19 protein-coding genes are annotated in these 20239 nt (G+C 46.6%); 6 read left to right on the forward strand and 13 right to left on the reverse strand.

Annotation, left to right across the window (positions count from 1 at the left end; all coding sequences use genetic code 11):
- Positions 1-13: 13 nt before the first annotated feature.
- A complete protein-coding gene (nusB, locus tag PCO85_06405) occupies positions 14-433 on the forward strand; it encodes a transcription antitermination factor NusB (protein ID WJV55049.1) in 420 nt (139 codons plus the stop codon).
- Positions 434-493: 60 nt separating this feature from the next.
- Entirely contained in the window at positions 494-1468 is a 975-nt protein-coding gene (gene thiL / locus PCO85_06410; protein WJV55050.1) for a thiamine-phosphate kinase, read from the forward strand.
- A gap of 263 nt (positions 1469-1731) precedes the next feature.
- On the opposite strand, the gene dxs is transcribed toward thiL, so the two are convergent.
- The 3 genes from dxs to xseB are packed head-to-tail and all read right to left on the reverse strand — an operon-like array spanning position 1732 to position 4784.
- Positions 1732-3594, reverse strand: a complete 1863-nt coding sequence (gene dxs, locus PCO85_06415) for a 1-deoxy-D-xylulose-5-phosphate synthase (protein ID WJV55051.1) — start codon at positions 3592-3594, stop codon at positions 1732-1734.
- 33 nt (positions 3595-3627) lie between these two features.
- A complete protein-coding gene (gene ispA, locus PCO85_06420) occupies positions 3628-4539 on the reverse strand; it encodes a (2E,6E)-farnesyl diphosphate synthase (protein ID WJV55052.1) in 912 nt (303 codons plus the stop codon).
- Positions 4536-4784 carry an exodeoxyribonuclease VII small subunit gene (gene xseB / locus PCO85_06425; GenBank protein ID WJV55053.1) on the reverse strand — a complete coding sequence of 83 codons (249 nt, stop codon included), beginning with the start codon at positions 4782-4784 and terminating at the stop codon, positions 4536-4538. The genes ispA and xseB overlap by 4 nt, the downstream gene beginning before the upstream one ends.
- Before the next feature lie 250 nt (positions 4785-5034).
- On the opposite strand from xseB, the gene thiI reads away from it, so the two are divergent.
- Positions 5035-6483 (forward strand): tRNA uracil 4-sulfurtransferase ThiI, encoded by a 1449-nt coding sequence (thiI, locus tag PCO85_06430; GenBank protein WJV55054.1) that lies wholly within the window; start codon positions 5035-5037, stop codon positions 6481-6483.
- Between the two features lie 94 nt (positions 6484-6577).
- On the opposite strand, the gene yajL is transcribed toward thiI, so the two are convergent.
- Together yajL and panE are read right to left on the reverse strand one after the other, a co-directional pair.
- On the reverse strand, positions 6578-7168 hold the full coding sequence (yajL, locus tag PCO85_06435; protein ID WJV55055.1) for a protein deglycase YajL: 591 nt from the start codon (positions 7166-7168) through the stop codon (positions 6578-6580).
- Complete coding sequence (gene panE / locus PCO85_06440; protein ID WJV55056.1) at positions 7131-8039, reverse strand: 2-dehydropantoate 2-reductase; 909 nt, start codon at positions 8037-8039, stop codon at positions 7131-7133. Before panE ends, yajL begins: the two co-directional genes overlap by 38 nt.
- Positions 8040-8246: 207 nt before the next feature.
- Between panE and PCO85_06445 the strand changes: the two genes are divergently transcribed.
- The gene (locus tag PCO85_06445; GenBank protein ID WJV55057.1) at positions 8247-8738 is read left to right on the forward strand and encodes a YajQ family cyclic di-GMP-binding protein; all 492 of its coding nucleotides are present in this window, start codon (positions 8247-8249) and stop codon (positions 8736-8738) included.
- 123 nt (positions 8739-8861) lie between these two features.
- On the opposite strand, the gene PCO85_06450 is transcribed toward PCO85_06445, so the two are convergent.
- The 8 genes from PCO85_06450 to PCO85_06485 form a co-directional block, all read right to left on the reverse strand.
- Positions 8862-10226, reverse strand: a complete 1365-nt coding sequence (locus tag PCO85_06450) for an MFS transporter (GenBank protein ID WJV55058.1) — start codon at positions 10224-10226, stop codon at positions 8862-8864.
- A gap of 154 nt (positions 10227-10380) precedes the next feature.
- Positions 10381-11271, reverse strand: coding sequence for a heme o synthase (cyoE, locus tag PCO85_06455; GenBank protein WJV56013.1), 891 nt, complete (start codon positions 11269-11271; stop codon positions 10381-10383).
- Between the two features lie 14 nt (positions 11272-11285).
- Positions 11286-11618, reverse strand: coding sequence for a cytochrome o ubiquinol oxidase subunit IV (locus PCO85_06460; GenBank protein ID WJV55059.1), 333 nt, complete (start codon positions 11616-11618; stop codon positions 11286-11288).
- Entirely contained in the window at positions 11618-12232 is a 615-nt protein-coding gene (locus PCO85_06465) for a cytochrome o ubiquinol oxidase subunit III (protein ID WJV55060.1), read from the reverse strand. Before PCO85_06465 ends, PCO85_06460 begins: the two co-directional genes overlap by 1 nt.
- On the reverse strand, positions 12222-14213 hold the full coding sequence (gene cyoB, locus PCO85_06470; GenBank protein ID WJV55061.1) for a cytochrome o ubiquinol oxidase subunit I: 1992 nt from the start codon (positions 14211-14213) through the stop codon (positions 12222-12224). Before cyoB ends, PCO85_06465 begins: the two co-directional genes overlap by 11 nt.
- A 19-nt stretch (positions 14214-14232) precedes the next feature.
- Positions 14233-15180: a cytochrome o ubiquinol oxidase subunit II gene (gene cyoA / locus PCO85_06475; GenBank protein ID WJV55062.1), complete on the reverse strand. Its 948-nt coding sequence runs from the start codon at positions 15178-15180 to the stop codon at positions 14233-14235.
- 420 nt (positions 15181-15600) lie between these two features.
- A complete protein-coding gene (gene ampG, locus PCO85_06480) occupies positions 15601-17067 on the reverse strand; it encodes a muropeptide MFS transporter AmpG (GenBank protein ID WJV55063.1) in 1467 nt (488 codons plus the stop codon).
- A 60-nt stretch (positions 17068-17127) separates the two neighbouring features.
- Entirely contained in the window at positions 17128-17706 is a 579-nt protein-coding gene (locus tag PCO85_06485; protein ID WJV55064.1) for a lipoprotein, read from the reverse strand.
- A gap of 328 nt (positions 17707-18034) precedes the next feature.
- Between PCO85_06485 and bolA the strand changes: the two genes are divergently transcribed.
- Both bolA and tig read left to right on the forward strand, forming a co-directional pair.
- On the forward strand, positions 18035-18349 hold the full coding sequence (gene bolA / locus PCO85_06490) for a transcriptional regulator BolA (GenBank protein ID WJV55065.1): 315 nt from the start codon (positions 18035-18037) through the stop codon (positions 18347-18349).
- A gap of 291 nt (positions 18350-18640) precedes the next feature.
- Positions 18641-19945 (forward strand): trigger factor, encoded by a 1305-nt coding sequence (tig, locus tag PCO85_06495; protein ID WJV55066.1) that lies wholly within the window; start codon positions 18641-18643, stop codon positions 19943-19945.
- The last annotated feature ends 294 nt before the right edge of the window (positions 19946-20239 follow it).

Below are 20239 nucleotides of genomic sequence, written 5' to 3' on the forward strand. Positions count from 1 at the left end.
TAAGGGGAATTCCGTGAAACCTGCTGCTCGTCGCCGTGCTCGTGAATGTGCGGTTCAAGCGCTTTATTCTTGGCAGTTATCAAAGAACGATATTGCCGATATTGAACTACAATTTTTGAGCGAGCAGGATGTCAAAGATGTCGACATCACCTATTTTCGTGAACTCCTGTCGGGGGTTGCCAGTCAGGCTGATAAGCTTGATGCCTTGATGGTTCCTTATCTGTCCCGTCAATTGGGAGAATTAGGTCAGGTGGAAAAAGCCATTCTGCGTTTGGCTCTGTTCGAATTGAGCAAACGTGAGGATGTGCCCTATAAAGTGGCAATTAATGAAGCCATTGAACTGGCCAAGACTTTCGGTGCAGAAGATAGTCATAAATTTGTGAATGGCGTGCTGGATAAAGCTGCTCCTCACATACGTAAAGGCAGAAGATAAGATAGCCAAGGCCGGTTTACCGGCCTTGGCTTTTTTGATTCACCACAGTCTGGAAGGGTTATGGTTGAAGGTGAGTTTGAGATTATTGCCCGCTATTTTGATCGGGTAAGAACTTCACGCCGGGATGTCGAACTGGGAATCGGTGATGATTGTGCTCTGTTAACCGTCGCTGACAAGCAACTGTTAGCGATAAGTACCGATACACTGGTTTCCGGGATTCATTTCCTGCCTGATATTGATCCCGCTGATCTGGCTTATAAATCCCTGGCGGTTAACCTGAGCGATTTGGCTGCCATGGGCGCTGATCCTGCCTGGTTGTCGCTGGCATTAACATTGCCGGAAGTCGACCACGCGTGGTTGACGGCCTATAGTGATAGCTTGTTTGAGCAGTTAGATTACTATGGCATGCAGTTAATCGGTGGTGATACGACTCGCGGTCCGCTGAGTATGACACTGACTATCCATGGCCTGGTTCCGGTCGGGCGTGCATTGACACGTAGCAAGGCTCGTATTGGTGACTGGATTTACGTCACTGGCACACTGGGGGACAGTGCGGCTGGTCTGGCGATTTTGCGGAATCAATGGGAAGTTACTGATCCTGAAGCACATCAGACGCTGATTCAACGCCACTTACGCCCACATCCGCGGATTTTACAAGGGCAGGCGCTGCGCGATCTGGCCAGTGCGGTTATCGATCTTTCCGATGGATTGGTATCCGATATCCAGCATATTTTGAAAGCAAGTGGATGTGGTGCGCGAATCAACCTTGATGCATTACCTTATTCTGATGCCTTGCTGGCGCACGCCGATCCATCCTGGGCAATGAACTTGGCGCTCAGTGGTGGTGAGGATTATGAGCTGTGTTTTACCGTCCCAGAGCTTAATCGTGGTGCCCTGGATGTGGCCCTGGGCCATCTGGGGGCTCGCTATACCTGTATCGGGCAGATTGGTCCCTCTTCTGAAGGATTACGTTTTTTTCAGCATGATAAACCCCTTGAACTGAATCTGAAGGGTTATGACCATTTTGGCTCATGATAAGAAAAGCGCTTAAATTGCCAAAAACCGTTTGCGCATCGTAATCCATTACATTTTCTGGCAACGAGTTTTGGCAGCAGCTGTCACCCTGGATGCCTGGAATCTTTTTTAAACATGGATACCGGTCAGTGAAGCAATCAGGATAGCCGATACGGAGTGACGATACCTTTTCCTTAGGATCTCACTCCGTATTTTTGTAGCCATTGTTCTAAGTGAACACTATCAGGGACGCGTCGCTACTACCTTGTTTTTTTATCAGCCCTTTATGCCAACCATTGCGTTATCTGGTGCTCAATACCCACAGCATCCAGACCTAGATCGGACCGAATCTCTCCCTGTACCCCTTGAGGAATAAAACGATCCGGTAATCCGATGTTTAGCACCGGGACCAAAAGTCGTTTTGACATCAGGAATTCATTCACGCCACTGCCGGCTCCGCCCATAATGGCGTTCTCTTCCAGTGTCACCAATGCTTGATGAGTGCTCGCCAATGTCTCAACCAATGCTTCATCCAGCGGTTTGACAAATCGCATATCCACCAGCGTAGCGTTCAACGTTTCAGCTACTGTCCTCGCTTCTGGCAGCAGTGTGCCGAAGTTTAGTATGGCAATTTTCTCACCTTGTCGACGGATGATACCTTTACCGATGGGTAATGCCTGTAACGGCATGAGTTCGGCATCGATCCCGCAGCCTCGGGGATAACGTACTGCCGTTGGGCCCTTTTGATAATGGTAACCGGTATACAGCATCTGACGGCATTCGTTTTCATCGCTGGGAGCCATGATTACCATGTTGGGAATACAACGCAGGAAGGACAGGTCGAAAGCACCCTGGTGAGTCTGCCCGTCAGCACCGACAATGCCACCACGATCGATGGCAAACAGTACTGGCAGATTCTGGATGGCGACATCGTGAATCACTTGATCGTAGGCGCGTTGCAAGAACGTTGAATAAATAGCTACAACAGGTTTATAACCACCAATTGCCAGACCGGCGGCAAAGGTAACGGCATGTTGCTCAGCGATCGCAACATCAAAATACTGTTGCGGATAGTCGCGGGAAAATTGCACCATCCCTGACCCTTCGCGCATGGCAGGAGTGACAGCCATCAGTGTACTGTCTTGTGCGGCCGTTTCAGACAACCACTGACCAAAAATCTTGGAGTAGGTCGGCAGGCTTTCTTTGCTTTTAGGCAGAGTGCCACTGGCCGGGTCAAATTTTGGCACTGCGTGCCAACTAATGGGGTCTTGTTCGGCAGGTGCGTAACCTTTGCCTTTCTTGGTCATGATATGCAGCAGTTGTGGACCTTTCAGGCTACGCATATTTTTCAGTGTTTGCGCAAGCGCTTGAACATCATGACCGTCAACCGGGCCAATATAATTAAAGCCTAGTTCTTCAAACAAGGTTCCAGGCACCACCATGCCTTTCAGATGTTCTTCAGTCCGTTTCATCAATTCTTTGATGGGGGGTAATCCCGAAAGGACTTTTTTACCGCCTTCACGCAGGGTGGAATAAAGCTTCCCAGACAGCAGTTGAGCAAGGTGATTATTCAATGCACCGACATTTTCTGAAATCGACATCTCGTTATCGTTCAGAACCACCAGCATATCGGGCTTGATATCGCCTGCATGATTCATGGCTTCAAATGCCATTCCTGCTGTAATGGCACCATCGCCGATGACGCAGACGGTACGTCGTCCCATACCTTCACGTTCGGCCGCCACGGCCATACCCAGCCCGGCACTGATGGACGTGGATGAGTGTCCCACGCTGAGAACATCGTATTCGCTCTCTTCGCGCCAGGGAAACGGATGCAGACCGTCTTTCTGACGGATAGTGGATATACGATCACGGCGTCCGGTCAGAATTTTGTGTGGATAAGCCTGATGGCCTACATCCCACACCAGGTGATCAAAAGGGGTGTTATAGACATAATGTAGTGCGACCGTTAACTCAACTGTACCCAAACCGGAAGCAAAGTGGCCACTCGAACGACTAACGCTATCTAACAAATATTGCCGTAGTTCGTCACATAGTTTTGGCAGGCTTTCTTTTGGCAGCAGACGCAATTCTTCTGGAGTTTCCACTAACGCCAGCGTGGGATATTTCGCTATATCAAAGCTCATCGGATGCCCATTAAGGAGTTGCTTGTATTGGTGTTATTTATCGCGTTCAACGATGTAATTCGCTAAGGCTTGCAGTGGTGTTACGACTAATGGAATATCACTGGAAGCCACCAAATCATTCAGCGCGGCTAAAGATTCCTGATAAAGATCTCGAGCTTTGGCTTTCGCGTTCTCCAGACCCAATAAGCCGGGGTAGGTACTTTTCCCCAATTGTTGATCGGCTCCCTGACGTTTCCCCGTCGTGGTGCTATTACCAATGACATCCAGTATGTCATCCTGAACCTGAAAAGCCAGCCCGATAGCATTGGCGTAGCGATCAAGATAAGGTAAGGCATCCCGTCCACGCTCGCCAGCCGCCAGTGCACCTAATCGCACGGAGGCTCGAATCAATGCGCCGGTCTTGTGGCGATGGATCTGTTCGAGCGAGGACAGATCCACCTGATGTCCTTCCGCAGCAAGATCCAGCGCCTGACCACCACACATTCCGCTGACGCCACTGGCCTGAGCCAGTTCAGATAACATTGCCAACCGGTCACGGTCACTGACATGCAGCATAGGCGCGTCAGCCAGTATAGAGAACGCCAGCGTTTGCAACGCGTCTCCTGCCAGAATGGCGCTGGCCTCGCCAAATTTCATGTGACAGGTAGGTTGTCCTCGGCGCAGGTCGTCATTATCCATCGCGGGCAGATCGTCATGAATGAGTGAATAAGCATGAATACATTCAACCGCTGCCGCTGGTGCATCAAGGCTTTCTGTGGCTAATCCAAAAAGGTGTCCGGTAGTATAAACCAGAAACGGACGCAGCCGTTTCCCTCCGAGAAGCGTGCCATAAGTTATGGTGTCTACCAATGGACTACGCTGAAAAGGTAGTGCTGAGATAAAGCAGCTCAAAGCAGCATTGCTGCGCTGGTAGAGAACATTTAGCTGCGTATCGAAATCTGTCATAGCGTTTCATTATCCGGAGTGAAAGATGTTAATGCTGCTTCCGGGTCATCATTTAATAGAATCTGCACACGTTGTTCAGCCTGTTGAAGTTTTTGTTGACCCTGGCGCGCCAGTTGAATGCCATGCTCAAATTCATTCAGCGCTTCTTCCAGCGGTAATTCGCCAGATTCCAGACGCGTTACGATTTGCTCCAGTTCACTGAGTGAACTTTCAAAGCTGACGGGTTGTTCAGTTTTTTTCGGCATAGTCGATTTCAGACTCCTGTTTATTCTCGTCTGGCTGTGAGGACGCCACTCAATTATCAGCGTACCAGCTTGAAATATCGCTGCAATTATACGCTTAAAGCACGCAGCCATCCGCAATATGGTGATATACTCCGCGCTTTAGATGCTATTGGTAAAACCGTCATATAAACGGCTGGTTTTACCGATAACGCGATTTTAGCGCTCGGGGTAAATTTATTTACGCCTTTCAGACCAAGTAACGAAAGCCACCATGAAGTTTATCATTAAATTGTTCCCAGAAATTACCATCAAAAGCTCATCTGTGCGGTTACGTTTTATTAAAATTCTCACCAGTAATATTCGTAACGTTTTAAAATCCCATGATGAAACACTGGCGGTTGTCCGTCACTGGGATCATATTGAAGTTCGGGCACAAGACGAGTTTCAGCACGATAGCATATGTGATGCGCTGACTCGAATTCCTGGCATCCACCATATTCTGGAAGTCGAAGATCGTGACTATACGGATATGCACCATATTTTTGAACAAACACTGGCAATGTATCGGGAACAGTTGGAAGGGAAAACCTTTTGTGTCCGAGTCAAGCGGCGTGGTAAGCATGATTTCAGCTCTCAGGATGTAGAGCGTTATGTCGGTGGTGGCTTGAACCAGCATATCGAAAGCGCGCGTGTCAATCTGACTGCTCCACAGGTTACGGTGCATCTGGAAATCGAGCAGGATCGCCTGCTGTTGATTAAAGGGCGCCATGAAGGTATCGGCGGCTTCCCGATTGGTACCCAGGAGGATGTGTTATCTCTGATTTCCGGCGGTTTTGATTCCAGTGTGTCGAGTTATATGTTGATGCGTCGTGGTTGCCGTGTCCATTACTGCTTTTTTAATTTAGGCGGAGCGGCACATGAAATCGGTGTGAAGCAGGTTGCTCATTATCTCTGGAATCGTTTTGGCAGTTCACACCGGGTTCGTTTTGTCGCTATTGATTTTGAGCCAGTGGTGGGAGAAATTCTGGAGAACGTCGATGATGGCCAAATGGGTGTTGTCCTGAAGCGTATGATGGTGCGTGCGGCGTCGAGAGTTGCCGAGCGTTATGGTGTGGAAGCACTGGTTACCGGCGAAGCATTGGGGCAAGTCTCCAGCCAGACGCTGACCAATCTACGCTTGATCGATAATGCTTCCGATACACTGGTTTTGCGCCCACTGATTTCTCATGATAAAGAACACATTATCAAGCTGGCGCGCGAGCTGGGCACTGAAGATTTTGCCAAGACCATGCCGGAATATTGTGGTGTGATTTCCAAGAGCCCGACGGTAAAAGCGGTAAAAGCAAAAATTGAGCATGAAGAAGCTCATTTTGACTTTTCCATTCTGGACCGAGTGGTTAGCGAAGCCCGCAATATTGATATCCGTGAGATTGCAGAGCAAACCCGTCAGGAAGTCGTTGAGGTGGAAACCGTGGCGGGCTTCGTCGCCAATGATGTTTTGCTGGATATCCGCTCGCCTGATGAGCAGGAAGAGAAGCCGTTGTTGCTGGATCAGGTAACGATCAAGTGTTTGCCTTTCTATAAGCTGGCGACCGAGTTTGGCGATTTGGACCAAAGCAAAACCTATTTGCTTTATTGTGCGCGTGGTGTGATGAGCCGATTACAGGCGCTTTATCTGCGCGAACAGGGCTTTAGTAATGTGAAAGTTTATCGTCCCTGAGGAAAACACTGGCACGTCTGAGGTTGGTGACAATGTGCACATAGCGGCGGCGATAGTAGAGCGATTGTAAAGGCGCAGGCGCGCCTTTTTGCATTCAGTCTTGATAGTTATAAATTCCCGACGGCAATATCAATTGTGCCGCCACTTCCGCCGCTTTCTTTTTTCCCAAGAGTAGATCAATCAGCTTTAGTGCGAAGTCCATGCTGGTGCCTGGTCCTTGGCTGGTCAGTAGATTGACACGAGGATCGAAAACCACTCGTTTATCCACCCATTTATCTATGCTGATTTGCGCTTTCAGGGTCGGATATCCGGTCATGTTCCCCATCGGGAAGATCTGGTGATATTCCAATACCACTGCAGGAGAAGCGCAGATTGCTGCGATAATTTTTCCTTCCTGGTGTGTCTGACGAATTCGTTCAATCAGTAACGGATTATCACGGAAGCATTCTGCACCCTGCATCCCTCCCGGAAGAACAATAGCATCGAATTCTTGGTCGACGACAGCAGCCAGCGGCGCATCCGCTACCAGTCTGACACCACGGGAACAGATAATTTCAAGATGACCATCACTCACCACACTGGCGGTGACCACCCGTATACCAGCCCTTATCAGTAGATCGATAGTGGTGACAGCCTCCGTTTCCTCGCTACCAGGTGCCAGACATACCAGTACCGATGCGTTCATAGTCACTCTCCTCTCGCTTAATATATTCGAACAAACGGCTATTTTCCGGCAATGACAATCCATGAACGCGAGCGCGCTTCAACAGATAACCCGTGATGTAATCAATTTCAGTGTGTTTTTGTGCCAATACGTCTTGCAGCATGGAGGATGTATTGTCTGCCGTATTCTGAATAATCTGGTTTATATAGAGTAGCAGGCTTTCGGTTGAAGTATGGAACCCTTCACGCTCCATCACCAGTGCAATTTCTTGACAAAGAGATTGCAGTAATTGCGGGTAAGCCCGTAATTCACCATTGGTACAGTGGTGTACAACAGTAAGCGGGTTGATGACACAGTTTGCCGCCAATTTCAGCCAGCAGGTAACGGTAATATTGTTATGCCAGGCAACATCCGGAAGGGCATGGTGCAGTATTTCTGCAAAGTGGCTTTGCGTATCAACGCCATTTATTGAACCAATATGTGTTATCCCAGCAGCCATATGTACAACGGTAGTGGGATCGCGACGTGCAGCGTGGGTTGTCACACCAAGCAGTACAGGTTGCTTAAGCGTCGGCAGCTCTTCACGGGCACCCATGCCATTATGCAACAGCAGAATGGTACAGTTGGGATCAAGCCGTGAGATCAGGCTGGTCACAGCATCAGAAACTTGCCATGCCTTGAGTGTTACCAGTAATAATTCGCTTTGTGCCAGATGTTCAATATCGTTTGCAGTTAGATTCAGATTACAGTGCTGCCCATTCAGCATCATGACATTCACTGGACAAAACGGTTGTGGAATACGTAACCATCCCTGTACGTCATGGCCCTGCCGATGTAAAGCTGCGAGCCATAGTTGTCCGATTGCACCGCAACCAAGAACGGTAATTTTCATGCATATCTCCCTTTATAAAGGCGGGAACTCTCGTTCTTGTTTAGGCCTATAATAGGCTGTTCCCCCTACCAGTAGCCTAGAACAGACTAATAAGCTGTGATTGTAGAATAAAGTCTAACCACAATAATCCTCGTGTTGCCTCGCATTTTGTTTATGAGATGGGAACGGTTATTATGCTCGGCAGCGATTTTGTCAGGAGAGAAAATTATGCCATCTTTCGATATAGTTTCGGAAATTGATATGCAGGAAACGCGTAACGCAGTAGAAAATGCCACACGTGAACTCGGTACCCGTTGGGATTTTCGTAATATTCCTGCCAGCTTTGATCTAAATGAGAAAGCGCAAACGATCAAGGTCACTAGTGAGTCTGATTTTCAAGTAAAACAGTTGGTAGACATTTTGCGGGAGAAACTGTCTAAACGCGGGATCGACGGTGGTGCGCTGGAAATCCCAGAAGAAATGGAACGCAGCGGCAAGACATATAGTGTTGAGGCAAAACTGAAACAAGGTATCGAAACCGCGTTGGCGAAAAAACTCGTCAAGTTGATCAAAGACAGCAAGCTTAAAGTGCAAGCACAAATTCAGGGTGAGCAAGTTAGGATAACAGGCAAATCCCGTGATGAGTTGCAAAGCGTTATTACGTTGGTGCGTGGTGCTGAATTAGGGCAACCGTTTCAGTTCAGCAACTTCCGTGATTAGTGCTAAAGGACTCGCATAGCGGTAGTGCCTGTCCATTGAGAAAAACAGACTTGGGGGAACACCATTTTCGACGTTCCCCCGAGAGCTCAATGTGATGATTTCCATGACAATACTACGGCGTTATCAGCATTGACTGAGCAATTGTTCCAGATTTTGCCTACTGGTTTTTTTATTATCGATTTTTACATAGGCACTGTACTCGTCCGGAACGATGACGACATCGGCAACGCCAGGAGCCGTACACAGTTTCTGAACCAGAGCATTATCCTGTAGGGCAAGATCCGATAAAGTAAGTCTTAAACTGCTTAGATACGGTGGCTCTTGCATAGTGAAACTCACCAGCAGCCATGCTATACCCACTACGGCCCCTGCACCAAACACCAGCGGTGCACCGTGCAAATCAAACAGAGCCCCTCCCATACTTCCGCCGATGGCAACGCCAATAAACTGTGTTGTGGAGTAAATACCCATCGCCGTACCTTTATAACTGGCAGGAGACTCTTTACTGATCAACGATGGTAGTAGTGCTTCCATGACATTAAAGCCCAGGAAGAATAACTGAATCCCGAAAATGATATACCACAGACGATGGCCCGAAATGAATAACACCAGTTCAGCGGTAATAAGTATCAGGATACAAAAGATAAATACCTGTTTCATGCGACGCTTGACTTCGGCATAAATGACGATGGGAATGATTGCAGCAAAGGCAATAAGCATGGTTCCCAGGTAGACTTTCCAGTGATTCTGCGGTGCTAAACCAGCCTGTTCCATTATTCGAGGTAACGCGACAAAGCTCGACATCAGCAGAATATGCAAACACATAATACCGGCATTCAGTTTCAGCAGGCGGCTATTCGTTAATACTTTGCTGAAGTTGCCACGGACAATTGCGGATTCTCGATTAAGAATATGCGTTGATGAGGTGGGAATTAATATCAATGTGATGATAATCGCCAGACCGGATAATACTGCAATCCCCCAGAATAGGGCATGTAGCCCCAGAGTGTGCGTCACGATAGGGCCAATAACCATCGCAATGGCGAAAGTAATGCCAAAGCTGATACCAATAAAAGCCATTGCCTTTGTTCGGTTTTGTTCACGTGTCAAATCAGAAAGTAGCGCCATCACCGCCGCAGAGATAGCGCCGGAACCTTGCATAGCACGTCCGAGAATAATCCCCCATATTGAACTGCTGAGAGCTGCAACAACACTCCCCAGAGCAAATACAAGCAATCCACCAACAATCAGTGGTTTACGGCCAATACGATCTGACATAAGGCCCAGCGGAATTTGAAATATTGCCTGCATCAGGCCATAAATTCCGATCGCAATACCAATAAGAGATTCATTGGCACCCTGCAAGGCCATACCGTAGGTGGTCAAAACCGGGAGAACCATGAACATGCCAAGCATGCGTAGAGAAAATACTGCGCCAAGTCCCCATGTCGCACGCAATTCTGTAGGTGTCATTCTATTGTCGTTCATTAATACCTCTAGCTATCAGTCAGCGCTATTTTAGTTCGCTAAGCGTCAACCCGTAAACGACAGCTTTGTTAACTGATATGTGATTGGCTATGACGACAGGAGGGTGTAAAAAAACAGACGAGCATTCTCGTCTGCTATAGTGTGAAACGGTTGATCAGTGCAGGTAGGTGAGTAATGCTTCTTGTGCCGGAGCGATGGAGTCTACGGACATCATGATACTTAATGAAGTAATCGCCACAATAGAGAACACAAATAATTTTCGCGCCCATACCCGGTCATCAGTGAGTGTTTTATAACCAGAAAGTGCCATTCCCAGCCACCATACGCTGACAGCTGCAGCTACAATTAAATACTTATAACCTGCATAACCGCCGATAGAAAGCATCAGCGTGGCGATCATAAATGCCAGAATGTAGAGCGTGATATGATTTTTAGCGACAGAGATACCTTTTACCACCGGTAACACGGGAATATTGGCTACCTGATAATCTTTAAAACGGAAAATAGCTATGGCATAGGAATGTGGCATCTGCCAAAGACTAAAAATCAGTAACAGGATAAAGGCTCCCGCATCAAACTGATTACTGACTGCACAATAGCCAATTACCGGAGGCGCAGCCCCGGATAAACTGCCAACCAATGTGCCGTAGACAGAATGCCGTTTCATATAAAGACTATATACGCCGACATAAACCACAAAACCCATCACTGCCAACCACATGGCCAGCGGATTTGCTGCGATGTACAGTAATGCAAAACCAGCAATACCTAACAGAGACGCGTAAACTAGAGTTACCTTCAGTGGAATAAGACCCTTAACCAGCACTCTGTTCTTGGTTCTCTCCATTTTTTTGTCGATGTCACGATCGATTACGTTGTTAAAGACACAACCTGATGCGACAACCAGTGACACACCAATCAGCGTCGCAGCAAACAAGGGATAATCAATGACTCCCTTGGCTGCCAGTAAAAAACCGCCAATAACAGAAATTAGATTACCAAAAATAATTCCTGGTTTGGTGACCTGCAGGTATTGCTTAATCATCATTTACGGCTCTGTTACTGAAGCATCATGTTGTAGTGTGTGCTCCACATGATCCATATGGAACCCGTTACCACAATTCCGATAATCAGGACGGTGAAGACAAGTGCTACCACATTCCACCGTCCTTCTGAAGACGTGTTCAGATGCAGGAAATACACTAAATGCACCAGGATCTGAATTATCGCGCAACCTACCACGGTAAGAATAACGGTACTATTGGAAGCTGAGCCAGTCATCACCATGGAGAAGGGAATGACAGTGAGGATAATCGATAATATAAAACCTGTCAGATACGATTTTACGCTGCCGTGACTGGCGCCTGCCTGATCGTATGTTGAATGACTCATTACATCGCCCCCATCAGGTAAACAACGGTGAAGACACAAATCCATACCACGTCAAGGAAGTGCCAGAACAGGCTGAGACACATCAGCCGTGTTTGATTTGTAGCAGTAAGACCACGGCGAGATACCTGAATCATCATGATAATGATCCAAATCAGACCGGACGTCACATGAATACCGTGAGTTCCCACCAGTGCAAAGAAGGCAGACAGGAAGGCACTGCGATCCGGGCCAAATCCTTCGGCAATCAGGTGATGGAATTCGTAAACTTCCATCATGATAAACACGAGACCGCACAGAAACGTCAGTGCTAGCCAGGTGGTAACCTGTGATTTTTTGCCCTTGTTCATGGCAACGATAGCCATGCCGTAAGTAATACTACTGAAAAGCAACGCGAAGGTTTCAACCAGAACAAAGGGCAGCTCGAAAATATCTTTTCCTGTTGGGCCACCCGCTACGCCATTCACCAGTACTGAATACGTTGCGAACAGACACGCAAACAAAATACAGTCGCTCATCAGGTAGATCCAGAAGCCGAATACTTTGGTCGCTCCTGTATCATGATGCCCATGCTCAACATGGGCTGCATTATGGTTAGTCAGAGTTTCAGTGGACATTTTTCGCGCCTGCCTTGCTGATTTGATCGAAATGCTGATTCTCGATGTGCTCAATTTCTTTAACTGGAACGTAGTAATCAACATCCTCGTTAAAGCTATGTATGATCCAGGTCGAAATCATGCCGACGAAACAGATAATCGCCATCCACCAGATATCCCATATCATGGCGAAACCAAACACCAGGCCAAACGCTGCGATGATTACCCCTGCACCAGTGTTTTTAGGCATATGAATTTCTTCATATTTAGCTGGTTTACGATAAGCATCACCTTTCTCTTTGATTTCCCAAAAGGCATCGCGTTCATTAACGTGTGGAACAATGGCAAAGTTATAAAACGGCGGTGGAGAGGATGTCGACCATTCCAGTGTACGTGCATCCCATGGGTCACCCGTCAGATCGCGATTCAGATGGCGATCACGGATACTAACAGTGAACTGGATTATCTGGCATAAAATACCGAGTGCAATTAATCCGGCACCAGCTGATGCCACTACCAGCAGCGGATGGAATTCCGGGTTGATGTGTTGACTCAGACGACGGGTCATGCCCATGAAACCTAATGCATATAGCGGCATAAAGGCGACAAAGAAACCAATGATCCAGAACCAAAAAGCACGTTTACCCCAGGTTTCGTTCAATGTGAAACCGAAGGCTTTCGGGAACCAATACGTGATACCTGCGAAGCAGCCAAATACCACACCACCAATGATCACGTTGTGAAAATGAGCAATCAGGAACAGGCTGTTATGCAACACAAAATTGGCGCCGGGAACCGCCAGCAGTACACCTGTCATGCCGCCAATAGTGAAGGTGATAATGAAACCGATAGTCCACAACATTGAAGAGTGAGGCTGGATGCGTCCCTGATACATGGTAAACAACCAGTTAAATATTTTAACCCCGGTTGGGATCGAAATAATCATGGTCGCTATGCCGAAGAAAGCATTGACGTTTGCACCGGATCCCATTGTAAAGAAGTGGTGCAACCAGACAATGAAAGACAAAATGGTAATGGCAATTGTTGCCCAAACCAGGGAAGTATACCCAAACAGACGTTTTTTACAGAATGTCGCTACTACTTCGGAATAAACACCAAATACCGGCAGTATCAGAATGTAAACTTCTGGATGTCCCCACGCCCATATCAGGTTGATATACATCATCATATTGCCACCCATATCGTTAGTGAAGAAATGGGTGCCAAGGTAACGATCAAGCGTCAGTAATGCGATAGTAACCGTCAGGATCGGAAACGCAGCAATGATCAATATGTTGGTACATAATGCTGTCCAAGTGAAAACCGGCATTTTCATCAGGCTCATGCCCGGTGCGCGCATTTTCATAATCGTGGCGAAGAAGTTCACCCCGGTCAGTGTGGTACCTATGCCGGATATCTGTAGACTCCATATCCAGTAATCGACACCTACGCCAGGACTATACTCCTTACCTGAAAGGGGCGGGTAGGCTACCCAGCCAGTTTGTGCGAACTCGCCAATCCCGAGCGAAAGGTTAACCAGAATCACACCAGCCACAAAAAACCAGAAACTGAGCGAGTTCAGGAAGGGGAAGGCAACGTCACGGGCACCGATTTGCAGCGGAACGGCAAGGTTCATCAAACCCACGACGAAAGGCGTTGCCACGAAGAAAATCATGATAACGCCATGTGCGGTAAAAATCTGGTCATAGTGGTGAGGCGGCAGGAATCCGGCTTCGCCAGCAGAGGCCAGTGTCTGCTGGGTACGCATCATGATGGCATCAGCGAAACCGCGCAGCATCATGACAAAAGCGACGATAATGTACATTATGCCGATTTTTTTGTGGTCAACAGAGGTAAACCACTCCGACCACAGCCATTTCCATTTGCCGAAATAGGTGATAGCGGACAACAGCGCTAATCCACCCAGAATGATCGCTGCGACGGTGACCATGATGATTGGTTCATGGTATGGAATCGCATCAAGAGTTAATTTTCCGAACATCGTATTATCCCTCGGTTCCTCAATGAGAGGAGTGCTCGCTCATGTTCATGTTTTCATGATTTGGCGTGTCATCTTTTTTAGATGCACTTTCATCATGGTGTTGCATGATCATGTCGTTGCCAGTGAATTTTTTGATGATCTGACGGAACAGATCCGGTTGTACTTGCGAGAAGTATTCCACTGGATGGTACTCGCTCGGCTGCGCCAGTTTGTCAAACTCATCCATATTACTCAGTGTATGGGATGATTTACGGACGTTATCGACCCATTGATCAAATGCTTCTCGGGTAGGTGTGGCGATAGCGGTAAATTTCATTCCAGAAAATCCTTTTCCGCTATAACTGCCTGAAATTCCTTTATACTTCCCAGGTTCATTTGCGATCAAATGTAACTTCGTCTGCATCCCAGCCATCGAGTAGATCTGTCCGCCAAGACGAGGAATAAAGAAGGAATTCATCACTGAATCAGACGTAATCCTAAACGAAACAGGTACGTTTGTCGGGAAAGCGAGTTCGTTTACACTGGCGATACCCAATTCGGGGTAAATGAACAGCCACTTCCAGTCAAGGGAAACGACTTGGACAGTGATAGGTTTGATATCAGAATCCAGTGGCTTGTATGGATCAAGCGAATGAGTTGTCTTCCAGGTAATGGTAGCCAGGATCACAACAATGATAATTGGCACTGTCCAGACTACGGCTTCGATTTTATTGGAGTGGGACCAGTTTGGCGTATATTTCGCCTTCTCATTGGACGCACGGAACTTCCAGGCAAAAGTAATCGTCATAACGATCACGGGGATAACGACGATCAACATTAAGCCAAGGGCTGTCAGTATCAACGAACGTTGCTCTAAGCCGATCTGTCCTTTGGGGTTCATTAGTGCCATATCACAACCACTAAGTAGTAAAGTAGTTGCAAATAAAGACAACATCCCAAAAATTTTATTGTATTTCTTGAGTCTCATCTAGCGACCTCAATTACAAGGGCTCTATTGTCATTTACGCGAGCGGGCATTTTACGGGAATGTTACCGTACTGTAAACATTATTAAGGGTATGTCACTTTTTTGTTGCTAAAATTTGCTCTGTTTGTCACATATGTAACCTATTATGAAAAATTATTTTAAAAACAGTAAGTAACATATTTTAAAAGAAAATATGGATTCATGTTAAAAAATACAATTGACTCTGTGGATTAATTTTGCAGATGTAATGCATAACACTGAATGGTGTACCGTCATAATAAAAAAACAGTTGAAATAATTACTACAGTAGCAAAATTAAATTTTTTCTTCTTTTATCCTGACAGGGAAAAAATAATTCAACGAAGTGATTAAATACTTATTAGTGCTTTATTTCTATGTTTCATCGATGCAGTAAACAAGTTTACAAACGGCGTAACGATAGGTAATCCAGTAGGCCGCCTAGAAGAATACCGGATATTGCCAATGTCATTCCCAGTAGCAACATACCATCAAAGACGCTAGTGGTGTGAAACCACGCCAGTCGATGAAGTATCCATAAGGCCGCACCACCAACCACGACTACACAACCGATGAAAAACATCCTTACCGCAGCAGTATAAAATTTAGGATACGAATCCCGTGGCATGAAGGTGTCATTTATTTGTGTATATTCAAGGGTGCGTCGGCATAACAGTAGCAGTAGTAATCCAGGAATAGAGATAAAAATAGAGAACAGATAAAACCATCCCCAGCCATAATATTCGACAAACCACCCTGATATTGGACCGACATATACACGTCCTATCGCTGAAATCGCTGATAGTAACGCGAATTGTGTTGCGGAAAATGACTTGTTACAAAGTGTCATCAGTAAGGCTACAAATGCCGCCGTCCCCATACCACCACAAATATTTTCCAGAAAAACGGCGCTGGCCATCGTTAGCATATGCCGCTCAGTGATCGCGAGAAACCAGTATCCGGCATTGGACACCGCTTGAAGAATGCCAAATATCATTAAAGCTCTGAATAGAGACCAACGCTGCATCAGCAGGCCACCGTAGAGTGCGCCTACGATGGTGGCAAACAGCCCCAGCGTTTTGTTCACTAGTCCGACATCACCTGGATTGAAACCCACACCACGAATGAGAAATGTGGTGCTGAGACTGGCAGCAAAAGCGTCGCCGAGCTTGTACAGAACGATCAATATCAACACGAGCCAGGCATTATTACGGCCAAAAAAGTCTTTCAATGGTGCAACAATCGCCTGTTCCATATTGTGTGGTGCTGGCTTATTGTCTGGTTCAGGGGCGAATACGGTAGCGATAACACAAAGCAGCATTAATCCAGCCATGAGCCAGTAGGTAAGATGCCATCCTAAAAATCTGTCGGCTACCCATAATGCCAGACCTCCCGATACCAGCATGGCCAAGCGATAGCCCAATACGGATATTGCTGCGCCACTACCCCGTTCCTGGGCGGGTAACAGATCCGTTTTGTAAGCGTCGAAAACAATATCTTGTGAGGCCGAACAGAAGGCGACGAAAATGGCCAATGTGGCAAGTAACCATAAGTCGCTTGATGGTGTGAGCATGCCCATGTACGTAATGGAAACTACCAGAGCAAGTTGAGTTAGTAGAAGCCACCCTCGACGGCGTCCGGCAAAAGGCGGCGTGTAACGATCCATCAACGGGGACCAGAGAAACTTAAAAACGTAGGCTTGACCGACCAGTGAAAAAAAACCTATCGTTTTCAGATCGATATTTTCCACTGTCATCCATGCTTGAAGCGTACCTGACGTTAATGCCAGTGGTAGTCCGGAAGCGAATCCCAACACCAGCAGAAAAATGGCATTACGTTGACTTAACAGTGCGAAAATACGACTTAACATGAGAGATCCTTTCCCTTGTCCTGAAAGGTTTCATCAGGGCAAGGGAAGCGGAATGAACAGTTAATGGGAATTGGTCTTGATAAAACTACTTATGCTGGTGTCTTGTGCCATATCGTTAATGACATCACCTAACACCTGATTAACTGCTTTGGTTATCTTTTCATTGGTGGCGGTCAATACGCCTTGAACGTCATAAGTAGCACGATAGTTTTTTACTTGTTTATTACCATTTGTTGCCTGAGCGATAATAGAAACATCCGCACGAGTAGTGATGCTATAACGCAGGTCGCCTTCAGTGACATCGGCGTACAGTTTATTAACAACGATCTGCAATGCTACTGGGCCACCGGTACCAATCATATAACCACGGGCCGCCATTTGTTTTTCCAGGGCTTCCTGTAACAGAAAACGCAGATCGCGGGAAGCTTTCAGGGTAACCAGTTGACCATCACGGTTAACTTTGGCCAAGGCTTGATCAGCTCGCTGATCAACACCATTGATACTAATTGTTATCCCCATCAATGTAGGATCCTGCGAAGGAAGCGTAATCTTGGGAGTAATCTCAAGCGTATTACTTTTGCTCGCGCATCCTGCGAGTATGAGTGCGGCGAACAGGGGTAAAATGAATTTTTTTAACATGCGTATTTTCTCAGTAATGATTAGGGGCGTTAGCTGATAAACATTCCTGCCATCATATCATTGCCACTAATAAGGGAAAGAGCTGAGAGTGGTTAATATCGTCCGAATGCTCTCTTTTTCGGGCTAATCCAGACGTTTAATTTTTTACTATAAACTGACGGCGTAATACACGCTGGCGGTGTGCGCGTTTTTTTGTTACTTATCACTTGAGTAAAGCTATTCATATCAGTGAAAACACCGCTAATATTGAATTGAACAGAGAGTTCATAACATGATGAAAACACCGATAGATATTGCTCCTTTCCCTAAGTTCTAAAAGGGTAATTGTATGATTCGTGAGAATATTGAAGCTAAATTACGTTCCTCATTTGCACCAGAGCACCTTGAAGTGATCAATGAAAGCTATCGCCACAACGTACCTGCTGGCTCTGAAAGCCATTTCAAAGTTGTCGTGGTCAGTGAGCATTTTTCCGGTGAGAAGGTGATCAGTCGCCACCGTGCAATTTATAGTGTATTAGCCGAAGAGTTGGCGGATTCGGTGCATGCGCTGGCATTGCATACTTATACCCCAAAAGAGTGGAATGACCTGAAAAATGCAGTGCCTTCTTCTCCGCCTTGTGGTGGCGCAGGGCTGACAATTTAGACCTTCAGGCACGCTTTTCGAGAGTGCATGGATGCTATGGTGCGAAAAGTGTGAATCTCCTTCTCTAATAGAGTGGTTACTCTCCTCGACTCATTCTATCTATATCGCTATAATGCTGCGTCTTATTTTCCGGAATGTATTCGGGACGCTTCTGACTAAAGGGAACAGGGCTCTGGTAAAGTAGCCATCCTGGTTCTGTGAGACTGTGATCAGCAGAACATCTACTGAGATGTTCTTCATGAAAATGGCTCTTGGGGTTGACCGAGCACTGTGATTTTTTGAGGTAACAAGATGCAAGTTTCTGTTGAAACCACTCAAGGCCTTGGGCGCCGAGTAACGATTACCGTTGCTGCTGATAGTATCGAGACTGCTGTTAAGAACGAACTGATCAGCGTGTCTAAAAAAGTTCGTATCGACGGCTTTCGTAAAGGCAAAGTGCCAATGAACATCGTTGCTCAGCGTTATGGTGCTTCCGTGCGTCAGGACGTGCTGGGCGATTTGATGCAGCGTCATTTTGTTGACGCCATCATCAAAGAAAAAGTTAATCCTGCTGGTGCTCCGAACTATGTTCCGGGTGAATATCAGGAAGGTGTTGATTTCACTTACTCTGTGGAGTTTGAAGTTTATCCGGATGTGGAGCTGAAAGGTCTGGATACGATTGAAGTCGAAAAACCGTTGGTTGAAGTGACTGATGCAGATGTTGACATCATGCTGGAAACGTTACGTAAACAGCAGGCAACATGGAAAGAAACTGATCGCGCAGCCGCGGCAGAAGATCGTGTAACTATCGATTTCACCGGTTCTGTTGACGGTGAGGTGTTTGAAGGTGGTAAAGCGTCCGATTTTGTACTGGCAATGGGTCAGAATCGTATGATCCCTGGTTTTGAAGATGGTGTTGTGGGTCATAAAGCCGGTGAAGAATTTACGATTGATGTAAATTTCCCTGAAGATTACCATGCTGAAAACCTGAAAGGTAAAGCGGCCAAGTTTGTTATTGTGCTGAAAAAGGTTGAAGAGCGTGAACTACCAGAATTGACGGCTGAATTCATCGAGCGTTTTGGTGTTGAAGACGGTTCTGTTGACGGCCTGCGTGCCGAAGTACGTAAAAACATGGAACGTGAACTGAAAAGTGCTATACGTAACCGTGTGAAATCACAGGTTATCGATGGGCTAGTGGCAGCGAATGAAATCGATGTCCCTGCTGCACTGACTGATGGTGAAATTGATGTTCTCCGTCGCCAGGCCGCACAGCGTTTCGGTGGCGATGAAAAGCAGGCTTTGGAATTACCACGCGAGTTGTTTGAAGAACAGGCCAAACGCCGTGTGGTTGTTGGGCTGCTGTTAGGTGAAGTTATTAGTGTCAACGAGTTGAAAGTGGATGACGCTCGCGTTAATACATTAATTGCAGAAATGGCTTCTGCTTATGAAGATCCAAAAGAAGTCATTGATTTCTACAAAAAAAATAAAGAAATGATGAACAATATGCGCAATGTCGCTTTGGAAGAACAGGCGGTTGAAATGCTGTTATCCAAGGCGAAAGTGGTTGAAAAAGTTGTCAGCTTTAATGAGCTGATGAACCAGACCACTGCCGCATAATAACGATTCCCCTTGGGGAAGCGTTGAGTCAGGTAGAGCCCGCAGTCTTGCCGCTGTGGGCTTTTTTCTACCCGGCTACTTACGGTCGTTGATATGAAATCCCCGGCTAACGCTACCGAATTTGCACTATCATTAGTGATGAAGCCTGTTTTCATAACGATAAGGCTTTAATCAAGATTAATCACTGGTGTAAGCTTGAAAACGGATGCAGGATACCCCAATTGATTAGCAACAGTACATGTCGCACCTTCAGGATTTTTCGATTGGTTTTGTTGTATTAAAGGGATTGGCGAA

This window comes from Prodigiosinella aquatilis (assembly GCA_030388725.1).
Lineage (GTDB): Bacteria > Pseudomonadota > Gammaproteobacteria > Enterobacterales > Enterobacteriaceae > Prodigiosinella > Prodigiosinella aquatilis.